General features: G+C 51.3%; 13 protein-coding genes, 1 tRNA gene and 1 other annotated feature. Of the genes, 1 reads left to right on the top strand and 13 read right to left on the bottom strand.

Annotation, left to right across the window (positions count from 1 at the left end; translation table 11 throughout):
• Window positions 1-141: 141 nt before the first annotated feature.
• From C1A10_RS18380 to C1A10_RS04530, 7 genes are all read right to left on the bottom strand, one after another.
• Window positions 142-2166 (bottom strand): hypothetical protein, encoded by a 2025-nt coding sequence (locus tag C1A10_RS18380; RefSeq protein ID WP_180950987.1) that lies wholly within the window; start codon window positions 2164-2166, stop codon window positions 142-144.
• A gap of 253 nt (window positions 2167-2419) precedes the next feature.
• Window positions 2420-2506 (bottom strand) — tRNA-Leu (locus C1A10_RS04555).
• 46 nt (window positions 2507-2552) lie between these two features.
• A complete protein-coding gene (locus C1A10_RS04550; RefSeq protein ID WP_101909130.1) occupies window positions 2553-3650 on the bottom strand; it encodes a DHHW family protein in 1098 nt (365 codons plus the stop codon).
• 35 nt (window positions 3651-3685) lie between these two features.
• The gene (locus C1A10_RS04545; RefSeq protein ID WP_101909129.1) at window positions 3686-5017 is read right to left on the bottom strand and encodes an MBOAT family O-acyltransferase; all 1332 of its coding nucleotides are present in this window, start codon (window positions 5015-5017) and stop codon (window positions 3686-3688) included.
• Window positions 5018-5065: 48 nt separating this feature from the next.
• Window positions 5066-5656, bottom strand: a complete 591-nt coding sequence (locus C1A10_RS04540) for a ribonuclease M5 (RefSeq protein ID WP_242968831.1) — start codon at window positions 5654-5656, stop codon at window positions 5066-5068.
• A 10-nt stretch (window positions 5657-5666) separates the two neighbouring features.
• Window positions 5667-6701, bottom strand: a complete 1035-nt coding sequence (holA, locus tag C1A10_RS04535) for a DNA polymerase III subunit delta (RefSeq protein ID WP_101909127.1) — start codon at window positions 6699-6701, stop codon at window positions 5667-5669.
• A 24-nt stretch (window positions 6702-6725) separates the two neighbouring features.
• Entirely contained in the window at window positions 6726-8795 is a 2070-nt protein-coding gene (locus tag C1A10_RS04530; protein WP_101909126.1) for a ComEC/Rec2 family competence protein, read from the bottom strand.
• A 394-nt stretch (window positions 8796-9189) separates the two neighbouring features.
• On the opposite strand from C1A10_RS04530, the gene uraA reads away from it, so the two are divergent.
• Window positions 9190-10464: a uracil permease gene (gene uraA, locus C1A10_RS04520; RefSeq protein ID WP_101909124.1), complete on the top strand. Its 1275-nt coding sequence runs from the start codon at window positions 9190-9192 to the stop codon at window positions 10462-10464.
• Window positions 10465-10521: 57 nt separating this feature from the next.
• Here uraA and cysS read toward each other — a convergent pair whose 3' ends face one another.
• From cysS to recA, 6 genes are all read right to left on the bottom strand, one after another.
• Entirely contained in the window at window positions 10522-11916 is a 1395-nt protein-coding gene (cysS, locus tag C1A10_RS04515; RefSeq protein ID WP_101909123.1) for a cysteine--tRNA ligase, read from the bottom strand.
• A 92-nt stretch (window positions 11917-12008) separates the two neighbouring features.
• Entirely contained in the window at window positions 12009-12662 is a 654-nt protein-coding gene (gene epsC, locus C1A10_RS04510) for a serine O-acetyltransferase EpsC (RefSeq protein ID WP_101909122.1), read from the bottom strand.
• Window positions 12663-12782: 120 nt separating this feature from the next.
• Window positions 12783-12996: a binding site (T-box leader), on the bottom strand.
• Between the two features lie 75 nt (window positions 12997-13071).
• On the bottom strand, window positions 13072-13647 hold the full coding sequence (pgsA, locus tag C1A10_RS04505; RefSeq protein ID WP_101909121.1) for a CDP-diacylglycerol--glycerol-3-phosphate 3-phosphatidyltransferase: 576 nt from the start codon (window positions 13645-13647) through the stop codon (window positions 13072-13074).
• A gap of 1 nt (window position 13648) precedes the next feature.
• Window positions 13649-14971: a 30S ribosomal protein S12 methylthiotransferase RimO gene (gene rimO / locus C1A10_RS04500; protein WP_101909120.1), complete on the bottom strand. Its 1323-nt coding sequence runs from the start codon at window positions 14969-14971 to the stop codon at window positions 13649-13651.
• A gap of 24 nt (window positions 14972-14995) precedes the next feature.
• Complete coding sequence (locus tag C1A10_RS04495; RefSeq protein ID WP_101909119.1) at window positions 14996-15595, bottom strand: regulatory protein RecX; 600 nt, start codon at window positions 15593-15595, stop codon at window positions 14996-14998.
• Window positions 15596-15597: 2 nt separating this feature from the next.
• Window positions 15598-16746, bottom strand: coding sequence for a recombinase RecA (gene recA / locus C1A10_RS04490; protein WP_101909118.1), 1149 nt, complete (start codon window positions 16744-16746; stop codon window positions 15598-15600).
• Window positions 16747-16762: the final 16 nt, after the last annotated feature.

The following is a 16762-nucleotide window of genomic DNA, read 5'->3' as shown; positions in this document are numbered from 1 at the left end:
CTACTGCCCATCTATAACGAATGGACAGTAGGACATTTTTTATCTCGATTTTTTTATTTAGAAAAATAACGAGCGTGCCTCTTTGTAAGAGTTTCTGGATTTCGCAGAACAGGCTCAAGCCGTCGCGATGTCCATCAATTGTCAAGCTTTCTTCTGCAAAACTGAGTCCGTAATGACAACTGTGTTCCCCATATTTGTGGTAAAGTGCAGGTATCCGTTTTTATCGATTGAATAATTGGGAGTGACAATCTGAGTCAGTGTCTTTTTTGTACGATCATAGGTATAGAACTGAAGTGTTTTGGTATTTATACCTGTCAGGTTCAGCTTTGCCATAACCGTGACGTCCATCCCGAACACGCCTGTCTGCGTGAATTTTACCATCTGTGTTTTATTCTGGTAAACTTTCGACAACGCTGTACGGGACGCCTTATCATCTAAAGTAACGCCCAGCTGCACGTTTTTTAAAGAGGTGAACTTCATCGGGTTAAAGGAAATACTGCTGACAACTTTACCGGCGCTTGTCTTGGTAAGTGTCATGGCCGGTGTGATTACTACCCCTTTATTTTTTGCTGCGGCATTGATTGCTTTGACAACTGACTTGACGGTCGCAGGAGAGATTTCCGTACCGGCGGTAATCGGAATATTGGCTACCGTAGTTTTCAGGTTCGCTTTCAACGCGTTGGATATTGAATTCGTTACAGCAGCGGTTGCACTCTTGGTCACGGTGGCAGCTTTGACAAGGTTTGCAGAAGCGCTCCCGCCTCCACCGCCTTTACCGCCGCCTCCGCCACCACCGCCTCCACCGCCGCCGGAGTGGCCGCCGCCGCCACCGTCATTGGCTGGAGGTGAATACAACAAATCGTGTCCCGTAATCAGATAAGAGCCTATATCTCTTACCTTTATAGTCCATCCAGTAATTATGGCACCGCTTTCTGCATAAGTAAAGTGATTTGTGACATCGGTTAATTCGTTGTTTGTGCTGATCTGATAAATATGGATATTGTTGAGAGAAGGGGCTGTTTCCGTACCCTTCCAAGGAAAGCCAAGCGTCAACTTTGTTAGTGATGTAGAAGGAAAGACTGGACGACCCGGAAAATTATAGAACCAATGGTCGCTACCCTGAATCTTGTAAGATTGGTACACCTGCTGATTTGCTTCCGTTGTTAAATAAGCATACCATTTATTCGGATTACTGCCAGTCCTAAACTGAATTGCGGCGCGCTGGTCGTCCCATATTAATGTATTTGTTGCGTTAGAATCAGGCTGCATATAGACTCGGTCTCCCACTTGGACATGTGCGCCATTATTGACAGGCTTATTGCCTATCGTCAGAGAGTAATTGAATACAATGGTATCACCTGTCTGATATGTAGATCCATTGTCGCTATCCGCGTCCATTTGTGCCTTAATAGTGATTGTACCTGTTGTTTCAATATCCTCAACAGTATCGGAATCATTCAATTTAATCTTTAAATAGCAGGTACGGGTCAACTTTCCATCTAGCTTTTTTTCTGTAATAATCCTGATTTCGTTAATCAACTCTGGATGTTCTGTTTTATCCACGTCCAAAAGAAACGGGCGATCCTTGTAATCGTCATCCCACTGAATGTCTAAGTCTTGCAGTGCAACCAAATGGTCTGTTCCAATCTTTAACTTCGTGTACATATCTTTCCCCAAGGGAAAATATAGAGTCGAGGCGGGATACACGTTGGTGGCTGTAAGATCTTCCAAAGAGCCGTCCTCCTCTGGTACTGCCCAATCAACCGTCCCGTCGCCCCAAATATCCGGATTCTCTTGTGCATCGATATCATATTCCACATTACTTTTTACGTAGTCACTGTCTGTAGAATATTCCTTAACGACTGGAACCGGGAGGTCTGTCAGTTCCGCCGGTGTTTCGCTGCTTGATGGTAATGTTTCATCAACCTCTTCACTTTCCGACTCCACAGAAGATGGTATGCTGCTTTCACTGCTGCTTGATGAATCTGGATCAATATGATCTTCTGATGAAGACGGCTGCTCAATGCTGCTGGTATCGGATGATGTTATATCCAGTGTTTCGCCATCATCCTGCTCTGCAGCCAGACACAATCCTGACATCGTTAAGATAGTTGCAGTAGATAACAACAGAGACAAAATCCGCTTGAATTGCCGTTTCATATGCATATTTTTTCTCCTCCTGCCACTGGTAATAGTTAACATTTATTTTATTATCTCATGTTTAAAATATATGAACAAGTAAAATTCAGATATTTATGATGAATTTGTGTGTGATTGTAAGAAATTCACAATTTCACAGTAATATAATTATTATATTTAGGATTATTTGCATTGCCCGATGGTATTCTGCAATTCTTAAAGAGGAAAAGGACTCTATTCAAAACTGAATAGAGTCCTTTTCCTCTTTGTGAGAGTTTTTTGGTGCCGCAGAACAGACTTGAACTGTCACGAGGTTGCCCTCGAGGGATTTTAAGTCCCTTGCGTCTGCCGATTCCGCCACTGCGGCGAGTGCGTTTATTATCATACAATATTATTCCGCGTTCGTCAAGTGGTTACGCACCAGGCAGATCTTTCAGCGCAGAGAGCTGATTGCCCAACACAAAGCTGTCCACAGAATAGGCAAAGAGCACCTGATTATAATTTTTAACCGAGATGTTTTTCAACTGTTCGGCAGTTATCTTTTCGGTGTCAACTACCGTTACCCGCCCATAATTAATTAAGAGAAACGGCAGATAGCTTTGCACGGAACGGTCGCCAAACAGCAACAAGCGGCTTCCCTGCTGGGAATTGGTAACAGAGATATCAATGACCGGAGACATACCGCCCAGAAGAACATCCATTGTACCGCCGAGCTGTTTTTTCCAGCCGGGATAAAGCGTGTAATAGCGGCGGGGCCCATCGGTGTCATAATGGGTCACTATATAATAACGGCGATATTTCGAAAAAATATACGCGGAAACCCGGTCCGGCGTAATTTCCCGATATGGCGACCGTTTATAAAGATCTCCGTAATAGTTGTAGTCCATATGATCCACATCGAATTCTTCCAGCCCCCTGACCCGCCAGTCTCCCAATTTTTTCGATGCGGCTGTATAGACATAATACCCGCCCAAACCAGTTATGGTATTATCAGTACGATAGTAAAGGTACTCATCCTGGTGGCTAAACAGGGTGGGATATACATCGATAGCGTTTACAAAGCCCGAGAGGCGCCGATAGGCCTCGTCAATAAAGGCTTTCTGATCATAAATTTCCGCATAGTGCGGCACCTTATCCTGTTGGATAACACTTGCCGTGGGTATCAGCATCAGATAGCTGGGACATTCAAAACTCCGCACAAAGTTTTTGATCGCCTGCATATTAGCATTGGCTTCCTTCAAGTCTTTAGAAGGCTGGATATCCAGCATCAGGGTATCGCCCGAGATAAAAACGCCGTTTTGCTCCTGATTTCCTCCCAAATAGCGAAGCGATACCTGCAGTCGTCTCAATGACTCTGAAGCCGGAAAGTTCTCCGCGACAGATTTTTCTATCTTTTCCGGAGAGTTCCCTGCGGATAAATCAACCGTCGAAAAGGCAGAAACCGAAAGAAGAAATACCGGCACAGCAATCAGCGCCAGCAGAAAGAGAACCCCAACAATTCTGTCTTTCATAAACTGCCCTCCTTAACCTTCATATTCGTGCATCATTACAGCAAAAATGCTGTTGCCAGCATCAATATAACCACATCAAAAATTATGGATGCCACATCTCCCAATTTCGGCGCATGCTTTTTTATAATTGCAAGAAGTTTCCCCGGAAGATTGCCGGAGCAGATGGCAGACACGAGTAACGCCAAATAATTGGAAGCCAGCAGATATAAAATACGGTCGTCAAATGCCGCCACATTGTTGCCAAATCCAAACATAATTTTTAGATATTCAAGGGAACCCGACGGAGTTTTTCCGATAAAGATTGCAAAAGAAACCAGTACCACAGCCAAACAGTAAATCCATCGGAAAAGCGGTGAAATAAAATCAATATATTTCAGCAGTACGTATCGTTCGAGGATAATAAAAACGGTGAAGTAAACGCCCCATAAAAGCAGGTTGACGCTGACGCCGAACCACAGTCCCATCAAAATCGTCACCAGCAAAATATTGAATATACCGGAAATCATGCTTCCCTGCGTTGCACCGAGATTCAAATAAACATGACGGCGCAGAAAACGATTGACGGTGATATTAAACCGGCCAAAAAACTCATTGACGCTCAGAGAACAATACGGATTGCTGAAATTATCCGGTAGCTCCATGCCAAACATCAGCCCCAGACCTTTTGCCATATCGCACAGTCCGGATAAAATAAAATAGGCGGCGAACGCCATTGCCACGACCATGGACCAAACTGTCAGCACCGTAGTATCATAGGTCGGAATCGCCTGAAGTGACTGAAACAGAGTTAACATCGTATCGCCAAGAATCACTTTTTTGGCGAGGCCCCGGATAAAGAAACTGGCACCCTGCCCTATTTTTTTCAAAGTTACGCGCATGGAATCAATCTGCGGCATCAGACGGCTGTAACTTACCAGCGGCCCGGCGTAGAGCTTCGGGAAAAAACCGGCAAAGAGGGCATACTTCATCAGACTGCGTTCGCAGCTGATGCTTCCCCGATAACATTCCAGCATATATCCCATGGAAGTCAGGCAGTAAACCCCCAGCCCGAGCGGTACATGCGTTCCGTTCAGCTGATTCACGACACTGTAATAGGCAATCAGCACAATACTTTTTACAACCGAACAGACCATGATCGCTTTTCTGAGACGCTGAAAGTCCCGGCATCGACTCATCAGCAGAGCCATCCCATAGTCAAACAGAATCACGCCCGCCAACAAAATCAGGTTCTCCCTTTCGAGCAGCAGGTAATAGGCCGCAGAAACCGCTGTTAAAAATACAGGCCGCAGCCGTACCGGCAATAACAGGCACAGCAAAAGCATTGCGGGGAGAAAAAGGTAAACAAAGGACAAGCTGAACATATGCATGGACTCCACCCCCTTCCACAGGCAGGCTGTGCCTGCCAACTGAAAACCCTATTGCAATTCTTTCAGAATCTGTTGTACCTGTGAGCGGGAATACAGGGAATTCACCACTTTAAGCAGTGCATTGGCATTCATCCGCGCGGGCAGCCGCAGTCGATTCAGAAGCTGTTGGCGCAGTGCAAAGCTGTTCTCCCCACCGGACAATCCCCATTCCACGAAGTCCGCCTTGGTCACCGGGTCGCCGTCCTTTGCGGAAGTCCCGCTGTTTTCCACCGAAACGCCGGCGCGCCGGAACGCTTCCAGCAGGAGATCGGCGGGAATCCCTTCCACACCCAGCTTCCCTTCAGCAGACGGCTGGGTCTTCCGCCGTTCCTTGCCGAGCAGGTCAGGAATATAGACATGTATGATCTTGTCGGTGTCTACGGCGCCCGCGATATAGCTTCGGATGCGAAATCCTGCCGCGTCGGAATCCGTCAAAATAATAATCCCGTCTTTTTCCGCCAGCGCGCGAAAAAGCGCCAGCTTCTTTTTATCCCGGAAGATATCAAATCCCCCGGTTGTCAAAATGGTTGCATCGACCAGCGAGCTCAGCTTTGCCTGGTCGTATCTGCCTTCCACAATAATGGCCTGTTTTACTTTCATCTTCATAGGTTCACTTTTTCTCTGCCAGCAAAAATAGTTTTGCGATCGTCTGCTCCAGCAATACCCGGTCATCCCCGCCCGTACTTTTCAGCCCAAAATCCGCGTCCGCGAGCAGGCCCAGCATTTTGCCGATCTGCGGCGCCGTATACGCTCCGCTGTCCGCCATGGCGTTTTTCATCAGAAACTCCCGGTTTTTTGCGTAGCCGAGATCGATGGCTGCCTGAGCCGGTGTCACACCAGCCTGCCGGGCGGTATAGCCGCGATAAAGATCTACAAAAGAACCTGCCAGAACAGCCAATATCTTGGATGCAGGTTCGCGCAGATCGGACAGCTGATCCACCAGTTCCATCGCGCGGGAAAAATTACCCCGCAGAATCGCTTTTGACAGGTCAAATACTTTTGCCTGAAGGACAACGGTTACAACCGCGTCAATATCCTCGCGGGTAATGGTGCCGCTGCCTACATAGGCGCACAGCTTTTCCATCTCGGACCACAGCAGCTGCATGTCGTCCGTACAGCGTTCCACCAGATAAGCCGCGTTTTCGCTGGAAAGCTCACAGCCGTTCTTTTGGGCACGGTCGCGCAAAAAGCGGTAGAGGTCGCCGCTTTTACGCGCTTCCAACTCCACGACCCCGCCTGACTTGCCACAGGTTTTTATCAAAGTATTGATCCGCTCTCTTTTTGAGGGCGGGTTTTTTACAGTGATAATGACAGTTGTGGTTTGCGGAGGGTCGGCGAGCACGCTGCACAGCTCCGAAAAGGAACCGGCATCCAGCTTGTCTAAATCGAGGTCAAGCGTGACGCACCGGTAATCCGCGAACATGGGCAGCTGCTCCACAGCGTCAAAAAAAGACTGCATATCGAGGTTGCCGTTATGAAAACGGTGAAGGTTGAATTCACTGTATGCGCTGCCGAGTGTTTTCTTCATCAGCAGCTTTTCATATAGCCCAATCAGATAGACCTGCGTCCCGTAAAGCAGGTAAACCCGGAGGAGCTCGGGGCTTTTTACATGTTTGGAAAAATCACTTTCCAGTTGAAATTTCATAAAGCAGTTCCCTTTTCTTAAAAGCTATCCCCATGCGTAGAAGGCGGATTCCGGTTCAATGAGCGGATCATTCGGCAGCCGGACAGAAAACACACTGCTGCCGTAATAGCTGTCCTGAACTTTCATATGCAGGCGCGGGTCGACAATCAGTTCATTGCGCCCATTGAACAGGATATGCGCAGGCAGCGCAAGCTGCCTGAATTCCTTCACGATACTGAGCCCGCCGATTTCCATCAGAACCGATCTGGCATCCTTTCCCTCGGCTGAAATTCTGACATTTCCGAACAGTACCGCCGTAAATCCATAGGATTCATCCAGAGGGACCGTCGCTTCCACCGGCATCGCTTTCGCCAGCGAAACCGTCGGGTTCTGGTCGAACTGCGCGTCCTTCTCCGCGACCAAAAGCGTGATTCCTGTTACGCCGTGGTCAGCAAAAAACGCGGCAAGGTTTTGCACGGCACGTTCGGAATCCGGCGCGCCGACCAACGCTCCCTGTTTCCCATAGGCAATCGCAACGCTTTGGCCATATTCGTCCGCCGCAAACCAGACGGCATTGCCTGCCGTTACTTTCTGCGAAAAAGCTCCCGCAAGGAGTGAAACCACCGCAAGGCAGGCGGCATAGCGCTTCACCGCAGCATCCGCGCGCAGATGCCACAGCACTACCGCCACGCATACGCAGACCACAACCCAGACAAGCAGGTAGCGCTCCGTAACCGGCAGAGCCGCGAATGTCTGGCCCGACCACCATCTGGAGATCCAGTTGATCCCTTTTACGGCACTCCCGCCTACCAGCCCGAAAATCCTGCCGGGCAGCCTCAGCCCCGAAAACAGCTCCGCCAGCCCGCAAAGCATTCCGCCGCCGAGCGCGAATGGCACCAAAGCGGCAATCAGCAGATTTGTCATTGGCGAAACCAGAGAGACATAGCCAAACTCCCGGCACACGACCGGCAGCGTCAGAAAATTCGCGCAGACGGATACAGACAAGCAGTTAAGAATAGCGTAGCGCCAGCGGCTGCGTTTTTTCAGCTCCGTCAGGCTGATTTTCCAGACTTGGAGGCTGTACCACCCCGCCAGCGGCTTTGTAAAAGTAAGAATTCCAAGTGTAGCGAGATAAGACAGCTGAAAACTTACGCTGAAAACGGCGTACGGGTTTTGCAGAAGAATGAGAATTGCGGCAAGCCCCAGGGAATTCCGGGCATCGGCGTCCCTGCCGAGCAGCTGCGCCGCAGTCAGAAGAAGCAGCATAATTCCAGCGCGGGTCACGGAGTGTGAAAATCCCGTAAGCCCCATAAACAGCAGCACAGCCGCCATCGTGCACAGGCCGCTTTGGCGCGGCGGCAACTTCAGAAAACGCAGGAAACCGGAAAGCAGCACCACCAGAACGGCAAGATGCAGCCCGGAAACTGCGAGCAGGTGTGAAACTCCGGCGCGGGAATAGTCCCGCCGAAGCTCCGGAGGGAGCTGTTCGGTCCTGCCAAACAGCATCGCGGACAGCACCGTTCCTTCTTCACCGGTCAGATTCCTGGTGATCCCCCGGCTCATGGTGTCACGCCAAACTGCCAGCCGAACCGAGAATGGAGATGCATTTCCCGTCTTCCGGGCTTCCGTCAGTCTCCCCGAAAAGCGGATATTTTCGCTGTAAAGCCGGTTCATCTGCTCCGGATCGTTTTCCAGCTCTACCACACAGTTTACCACATCTCCGGTACCGACATCAAGTGCGTTGAAGTCGATCGCACGGATGGTGACATTCTTCAAGCCCCTCGGAAGATCGCCGGAGGTGCGGATGCTCAGTCTCCTGTAATTCTGGTAGACTACCTGATCGGTTACCGTACCGGTAATTCTTTGGACGGTGCCCTGATAAGGTTCCGACGGCGCAATCACAGCGGCGCGGTAGGCCGCGACAGAAAACATGCAGGCGCAGAAAGCAGCGGCACACACAGCAAACCCGCGCGGCAGTTTTCTTCCGGCCACCGCTAAAGTTCCCAGCAGGACCGCGCCAAACAGCAAACAGATCGCTGAGTTCCACCCAAGACCCAGCGCAAGGGCAGCCGATGCCAGCCAAACCAGGCCCGCCGTATGAAATATGCGGATCATCTTGCTTTTCCTTTTCTCTGGTTCCTCTTTCCTATTCTTCCCATGATTTCCTCCTGCGAAACCGCCCTGTCATCCATAAAAAGCAAAAAACGCCGCCCCGCCCGGGTGAAATACCCCGGAAGGACAGCAGCGACAACGTATTGCAGACAAACGCTTCGTTGCCTGAAAACAAGCCGGATTTCTATCAAACATTCAGAAAAACTCATGATAATATTATCATACAATTCTCCCCAATGCAACAAAAATCTGCTTTCTGCAACCATTTTCTCCACATTTTGCAGGATTCATGATTTCTTCCTGCAAATGTTTGTGAAATCTGAACGCTATCCATCGAAAGCAATGCTTGCTATAATAGTACAAGTATGTTTGAGACCAAAAAATGAGGAGAGTGTTTATGAGTTCTAAAAGAATCATCGGTATCAATGAAAGACCGCCTCTGGGGCAGTTCATTCCTTTGAGCCTCCAGCACATGTTTGCGATGTTCGGGGCGTCTGTTCTGGTCCCGCTTCTGTTCGGCATCAATTCCTCCATTGTGCTGTTTATGAACGGTTTAGGCACCCTGCTGTTCATTGCCGTAACAAAGGGGCGCGCGCCCGCCTATCTCGGCTCGTCCTTTGCATTCATCGCACCCACCTTGTACCTGATTCAGAATCATCCGGCCGGATTCCGTGCGGCGCAAGGCGGCTTTGTTGCGGTGGGACTTGCCGGCTGTGTGGTTGCTTTCATCATTTATAAGTGCGGCACCAACTGGATCGATATTGTGCTTCCTCCGGCGGCGATGGGCCCTGTGGTTGCGCTGATCGGCCTCGAACTTTCCAGCACGGCAGCTTCCAGCGCAGGATTAGTCGGCGTCGAAAAGATTGACCCGCGCGCGCTGATCGTTTTTCTCGTAACGCTGGGCTTCGCGGTTTTCGGTCAGGTGCTATTCCGCGGATTCCTGAGCATCATCCCCATTCTAATAGCCATTGTGGCCGGTTACATCAGCTGCTTTGCCACCGGGCTGGTCAGTTTTGCGGATGTCGCAAAAATCGTATCGGATGCGCCGCTTTTTGTACTTCCCAACTTTCAGTTTCCCGTGTTTGACGGCGGCGCCGTCACGGTTATGATGCCGGTTCTGCTGGTGATTCTTTCCGAGCACATCGGGCATCAGGTGGTCACCAGCCAGATTGTTGACCGCAACCTGATTAAGGACCCCGGCCTGCACCGTTCCATCTTCGGCGATAACTTTTCCACCGCGCTTTCCGGTATGATCGGTTCTGTCCCGACCACCACCTACGGCGAAAACATCGGCGTCATGGCGGTTACCGGCGTATACAGCGTCTGGGTCATCGGCGGCGCGGCGGTCTTCTCGATCATCCTCTCCTTTGTCGGTCCCGTGGCGGCCCTGATCAGCACCATCCCCGGTGCGGTCATCGGCGGCATCTCCTTTTTGCTCTACGGAATGATCGGCACCTCCGGGCTCCGCATTCTCGTTGACCAGCGTGTGGACTACGGCAGGTCGCGCAACCTTGCCATGACCTCCGTTATCTTCGTGACCGGCCTTTCCGGCATTGCTGTCAGCGTAGGCAACATCCAGATCAAAGGCATGGCGCTTGCATGCGTCGTCGGTATGCTGATGGGGCTTGTCTTCTTCCTGCTTGATAAAGCAAAACTCACGAACGACCGTTAAAAGATACCCACGAAAAAACGCCCACAAGCCGCGGGCGTTTTTCTTTTTCTTAGGAACTTATTTTCTGCCCCACTGGACACCTTGGGGGGTATCCTTCAGCAGGATTCCCATTTCGGTCAGCTGGTCTCTGATCCGGTCCGCCTCGGCAAAATTCTTCGCTTTTCTGGCAGCCTGCCGCTGTTCAATTAAAGCCTCAACCGCTTCGTCCAGCGTGTTCGGCTTGCGGTTATAAAGAAGGCCCAGGACATCGCACAGTTCATCAAATTTTTCAATCGCGTAGGAAACGGCTGCTTTCGAGCGGGTTTCACTGACAAACGTATTAATATCCCGCGCCATCTCAAACAGCGCGGCAATACCGTCGGCTGTGTTCAGGTCGTCATCCATCGCTTCAACAAACTGTGCCACCCGGCTGTCGATCTGCTTCATGAACGCGTCTTCCCCTTCAGTCGGGGCATCACAGGCGTTTTTCAGTACAAAGTCGAGGTTGTCACGGCAGTTATGAAGCCGCTCGAGCGCCGATTTGCATTGCTCAATGACCTCAAGGCTGTAGTTGATCGGGGAGCGGTAATGCGCCTGCAGCATCATAAATTTGATCGGCTCATAGCCGAATTTGTTCGCCACTTCCCGGGTCGTAAAGAAGTTGTTCAGCGACTTGCTCATCTTGCGGTTGTCCACATTGATATAACCGTTATGCATCCAGTAGCGGACGTATTCCACACCGGTACAGCATTCGCTCTGCGCAATCTCGTTTTCATGGTGCGGAAAGATTAAATCCTGCCCACCGCAGTGGATATCAATCGTCTCTCCGAGATGCTTGCGGATCATCGCGCTGCACTCGATGTGCCAGCCCGGGCGTCCCTCTCCCCAGGGGGACGGCCAGCTTGGCTCTCCGGGCTTGGCAGCTTTCCAGAGCACAAAGTCCAGCGGATCCTCTTTTACGTCGCTGACGTCAATACGCGCACCGGATTCCAGATCTTCCAGCGGCTGATGGGACAGCTTCCCATACTCCTGAAACCGTCTGGAACGGAAATAAACGCTGCCCTCCGCGGCATAGGCAAAGCCCTTGTCCTCCAGTGTCTTCACCATATCAATAATGGTATCGATATTTTCCGTCGCCCGCGGATGAATCGATGCGGGACGAATTCCTAACCCGTTCGTATCTGTCAGATATTCTTCAATATAGCGCTCGGCGACTTCCTTAACAGTGATTCCTTCTTCGTTCGCTTTATTGATCAGTTTATCATCAATATCCGTGAAATTCTGAACGAAGGTAACAGCATAGCCGCGATACCCGAGATAGCGGCGCAGCGTATCGAAGACGCAGATCGGGCGGGCATTTCCGATATGGATAAAGTTATAGACCGTCGGACCACAGGCATACATTTTTACCTTGCCCGGTTCCAGAGGGACAAACTCTTCCTTTTGTCGGGTGAGGGTATTGAAGATTTTCATTTCCAGTCTCCTTTATAGTTCTTTGATGGGTTCGGGCGGAAAAGGTCCGGTACAGGCGGCATCAGCCACTTGCACCGGCAACGCGGCGGTATTTATTGTCTGGCTGTATTCTGTGCTTCTTCCAATTGTCTCAAACGTTTTTCCAGCTTATCAATGTGAAACTGCAGACGGCAGATTTCCTGCGCAACCGGGTCGGGAATGTGGACATGGTCGAGGGTGGTGGGTTTGCGCCCCGCGATGCGGGCTATACGGGCGGGCACGCCAACCGCCGTGCTGTCGGGCGGTATAGATTCCAGCAGGACCGCGTTCGCGGCGACCTTGGAGCCGTCTCCCACCTTAAAGGGGCCGAGCACCTTTGCGCCGGCACCTACCGTCACATTCTTCCCAAGTGTGGGATGGCGTTTGCCTTTGTCCTTGCCGGTACCGCCGAGCGTAACACCCTGATAGATGGTGCAGCCGTCCCCAACTTCCGCAGTTTCACCGATCACCACACCCATACCATGGTCGATCATCACTCCCGATCCGATCTGAGCGCCAGGGTGAATTTCAATGCCGGTCATAAAGCGCGAAAACTGGCTGAGCATGCGTGCAGGAAGATACGCTCTGCGCTTATAAAGCCAGTGCGCCGGACGATGCAGTATAATTGCGTGCAGACCGCTGGAAAGCAGTAGGGTCTCCAGACTGCTGCGTGCCGCGGGGTCCCGTTCCTGAACTGCCTTTATATCTTTACGAATTGAGTCAAACATAGCGAAAAGATTCCTCCTTCGGTTATTCTCGCATGGCAGCTAACTGGGTCTTGTAGGTTCAGATATCCGCCCTCTGACAGCGGTTTTATAAAATAAAAACGCCTTCGTCCGTGTTTTTCGGACGAAGGCGGAAGAATCCGCGGTTCCACTTCGAATTTATCGCTCAATCCCTTAACGCGGGTCACGTACCGCCATACTCAGCTTCTATCGCCTTTCAAGCGGCAAGCTCACGGGCGCACTTCTCCATTTTTCCCGCCAGACGCGTTTTCAGCCGGTGACGCGTCTTCTCTGGTGCGGGGAGCCAACGGATACTTCTCCCGGTCAGCGCCTCTTACACAGGGGAATTTTCCCCTTTTTATTCTATGCAAACTATACCATATTCGTTCACTAAATGCAAGTGCCAACCGCACTATTTTGCATCAGAAAACAGCTCCCTGTTTTTCCAGATATAATTGAATCCGGAAAAGACCGTCAGCAGCACAACAACCCATTCCAGGATTAACACGCCGTAAACCATCCACGCGGGAGGTATAGCAGACGGGTCAAGCAGGCTGTGCGCCGTCCACATGGTGAGGAGCGTGAACAGCACCCAGATAATCTGGAACACCGTTTTCAGCTTGCCCCATCTGTCGGCGGCAATCACCCTGCCATGCTCGGCGGCGATCAGCCGCACAGAAGTCACCAGAAACTCCCGCGCCAAAATAATAAATACCGCCAGAGAGGTTGCCCATCCGATTCCCACAAAAAACACCATTGCGGAGCAGATCAGCAGCTTATCGGCCAGGGGGTCCATTAGCTTGCCGAAATCCGTTACCAAATGGTCCCTCCGGGCAATATGCCCGTCGAGATAATCCGTAAAGGAAGCCGCGGCAAATATCACAGCGGCCCACAGATAGTTATGCGGTATTGTGTAAAACATCACAAAAACCAGAAACACCGGAATCAACGCCATCCTCAGCACAGTGAGCTTATTCGGTAAATTCATATTACTCCAGCGCCTTTCCTGCCAGATCATATTCTTCCGTACCGGTAACTTCCACCTCTACATAATCGCCGATACGCGGTTTCTTGCTGCTTGTGAAATAAACCCTGGTATCAATATCGGGGGCATCCATATAGCTGCGCCCATAATAAACATTTCTTTCATGCCCTTCCACGGCAACCGTCAGGACACGCCCGATCTGGCTCTGATTGAAGGCCTCCACAATGGGGTACTGCGTCTCCATGACCAGATCCGCGCGGCGCCGTTTGACCTCCTCGTCGATTTGGCCGTCCATCTCATAAGCCGGCGTATCTTCCTCACAGGAATAAGCGAAGCATCCCAGACGCTCAAATTTAACTTTTCTGATAAATTCGATCATCTCGGCAAAGTCCTCTTCGCTTTCCGTCGGGAACCCGGTAATCATCGTGGTTCTGAGCACAACGCCGGGGATTTTCTCCCGGATCTTTCTCATCAGACTCTCCAGGCTTTGCGCGCCACCGCGCCGGTTCATCAGCCTGAGAATGCGTCCGCTGACATGCTGAATGGGAATATCCATATATTTGACAACCTTTTCTTCCTTTGCCATCACGTCCAGCAGGCGGTCGGTAATACGATCCGGGTAGCAGTACAGCACGCGGACCCACCTGATCCCGTCAATTTCACACAGCGCTTCCAGAAGCTCCGGCAGCATCAGCCTGCCGTATAAATCCTCTCCATAGCGCGTAGTATCCTGCGCGACAACATTCAGCTCGGTAACCCCGCGCGCCGCCAGTCTTTTCGCTTCTTCTACAACCTGCCCGACAGGGCGTGAACGGAAATTGCCGCGGATCAGCGGAATGGCACAGTAGGAACACCGGTTGTCGCAGCCGTCCGCCACCTTCAGATAAGCGTAAAACGGCTGGTTGGCAAGGATGCGTTCTCCCTCCAGCGGCAAAGCATTCTTTTCACCGAACGCCACGGTTTTTTTACCATGGAGCGCGGCATCGATGGCCCCGGCAATGTCCGCATTTCTGCCGATACCGAGCACGACGTCTGCTTCCGGAATTTCTCCGGCCACCTGGTCGCGGTAGCGTTCAGCCAGACATCCGGTAACCGCGACCACCTTGATTTTCCCCTCGTTTTTCATCTGACAGAACTCGAGGATATTCTCAATGCTTTCTTTTTTCGCGTCCTCAATAAATCCGCAGGTATTGATAATTACCACGTCGCACTGCTCCGGGTTTGTGCAGATTTCATAACCGCCCTTCACCACGAGCGCAAGCAGCAGTTCTGCATCCACCTGATTTTTTGAACAGCCGAGGGAAACCATTCCAACTTTGATTGCCATTATCTTCTCCATTTCATATCCTTACTATTCTTTTATGCGCAAAACTCTGCGAATATCCTCGGTACGATAGCCCATTCGCACCATTGCGGAAAATGCGCGCCTTTTTACCTTCTCGTCTTCCCACGCCGCCGGGTACTTTTTCTCCAGCAGTTCCCGCACCTGCTCCTCCGGGTTATCCTCCAGCAGAGAGACCGCGTAGCTGATCTGTTCTTCGGATAGTCCGCGGCGGCGCATCTCCTGCCTGATCCGCAAAATGCCAAACTGTTTGCGCTGCGAAAGATCCCGGGCAAAGCGGACTGCATAATCGTCGTCGTCAAGCAGCCCCAGTTCTTCCATCCTGTGGACTGCCTGCTGCGCCGCGTCGTCCTGCACATGCCGCAACAGCCGGTCTTCCAGCTGATGCGTGGTATATTCCTTATAGGAAAGCAGCGTGAGCGCTTTATCTTTTGCTTTTTTCAGCTCCGTCTCCGCTTCCAGCTCTCGAAGGGCATCCTCGTCAAGCTCGCTGCCCACACAAAGCCCCATCGACGCAAACGTATCCGGATGTACGCTGAACAGAAACCCGCCGTCCGCAAACAGCGCGATCCTGCCCTGCTTGGTTTTTTTAAAGTCAGTGATCCGCATGGTTAATCGTCCGCTTCGACATCAATATTGACCGACGGCGCAGACGGGGCATCCTCTGCCAGCGCAGAACCGACTTTCACAGGTTTTTTCCCGGCTGCCGCCTTCGAGGACTTGATCAGCTGATCCGCATTCGAGCGGACCTTTGTCTCTATCTCCGCGGCAATTTCAGGATTATCCCTTAAAAAGGTCTTTGCATTATCCCGTCCCTGTCCCAAACGCACCTCGCCGTAATTGAACCAGGTGCCGCTGCGGTTGATGATTTCAAGACGGACAGCCAGATCAAGAATTTCCCCCACCTTGGAAATACCGGTACCGTACATGATGTCGAATTCCGCTTCTTTGAAGGGCGGCGCCACCTTGTTTTTCACCACTTTGACGCGCGTCCGGTTGCCGATCATCTCGGTTCCGTTTTTCAGCGTTTCAATGCGGCGGACATCCAGCCGCACCGAAGCGTAAAATTTCAGCGCCCGCCCGCCGGGGGTCGTTTCGGGATTGCCGTACATCACGCCGATCTTTTCACGCAACTGGTTGATAAAAATTACAATGCAGTTGGATTTGCTGATTGCGCCGGTCAACTTGCGCAGCGCCTGCGACATCAGCCTTGCCTGCACGCCCACGTGGCTTTCGCCCATTTCCCCCTCAATTTCCGCTTTGGTTACCATGGCCGCGACCGAGTCGATGACCACGACGTCAATCGCGCCGGAACGCACCAGCGCTTCGGCGATTTCCAAAGTCTGTTCGCCGGTATCCGGCTGGGAAACCAGAAGGGAATCAATATCAACTCCAAGCGCCTGTGCATAAACAGGGTCCAGAGCATGTTCCACATCAATAAAAACAGCGTCGCCGCCCGCTTTTTGCGCCTCTGCGACGACATGGAGGGCCACCGTCGTTTTACCGGAGCTTTCCGGTCCAAAGATTTCAATAATGCGCCCTTTGGGAACGCCGCCGATTCCAAGCGCCAGATCAAGAGACAGCGAACCGGTGGAAATCGACTCCACATTCAGCGTGCTGTTCTGTCCCAGCTTCATCACTGCGCCCTTGCCGAACTGCTTTTCAATCTGGCCGAGCGCCGTCTCCAGTGCCTTTTGTTTGTCCTCCGACGTAAAGTTTGTTTTACGCTCAGTTACCGGGCCCGATTTTTTATCCGCCATCGCTGATACCCTCCAT

Origin of the sequence: Marasmitruncus massiliensis, assembly GCF_900186535.1 — a bacterium.
Lineage (GTDB): Bacteria > Bacillota > Clostridia > Oscillospirales > Ruminococcaceae > Anaerotruncus > Anaerotruncus massiliensis_A.
This window is presented reverse-complemented; position numbering and strand designations above follow the sequence as displayed.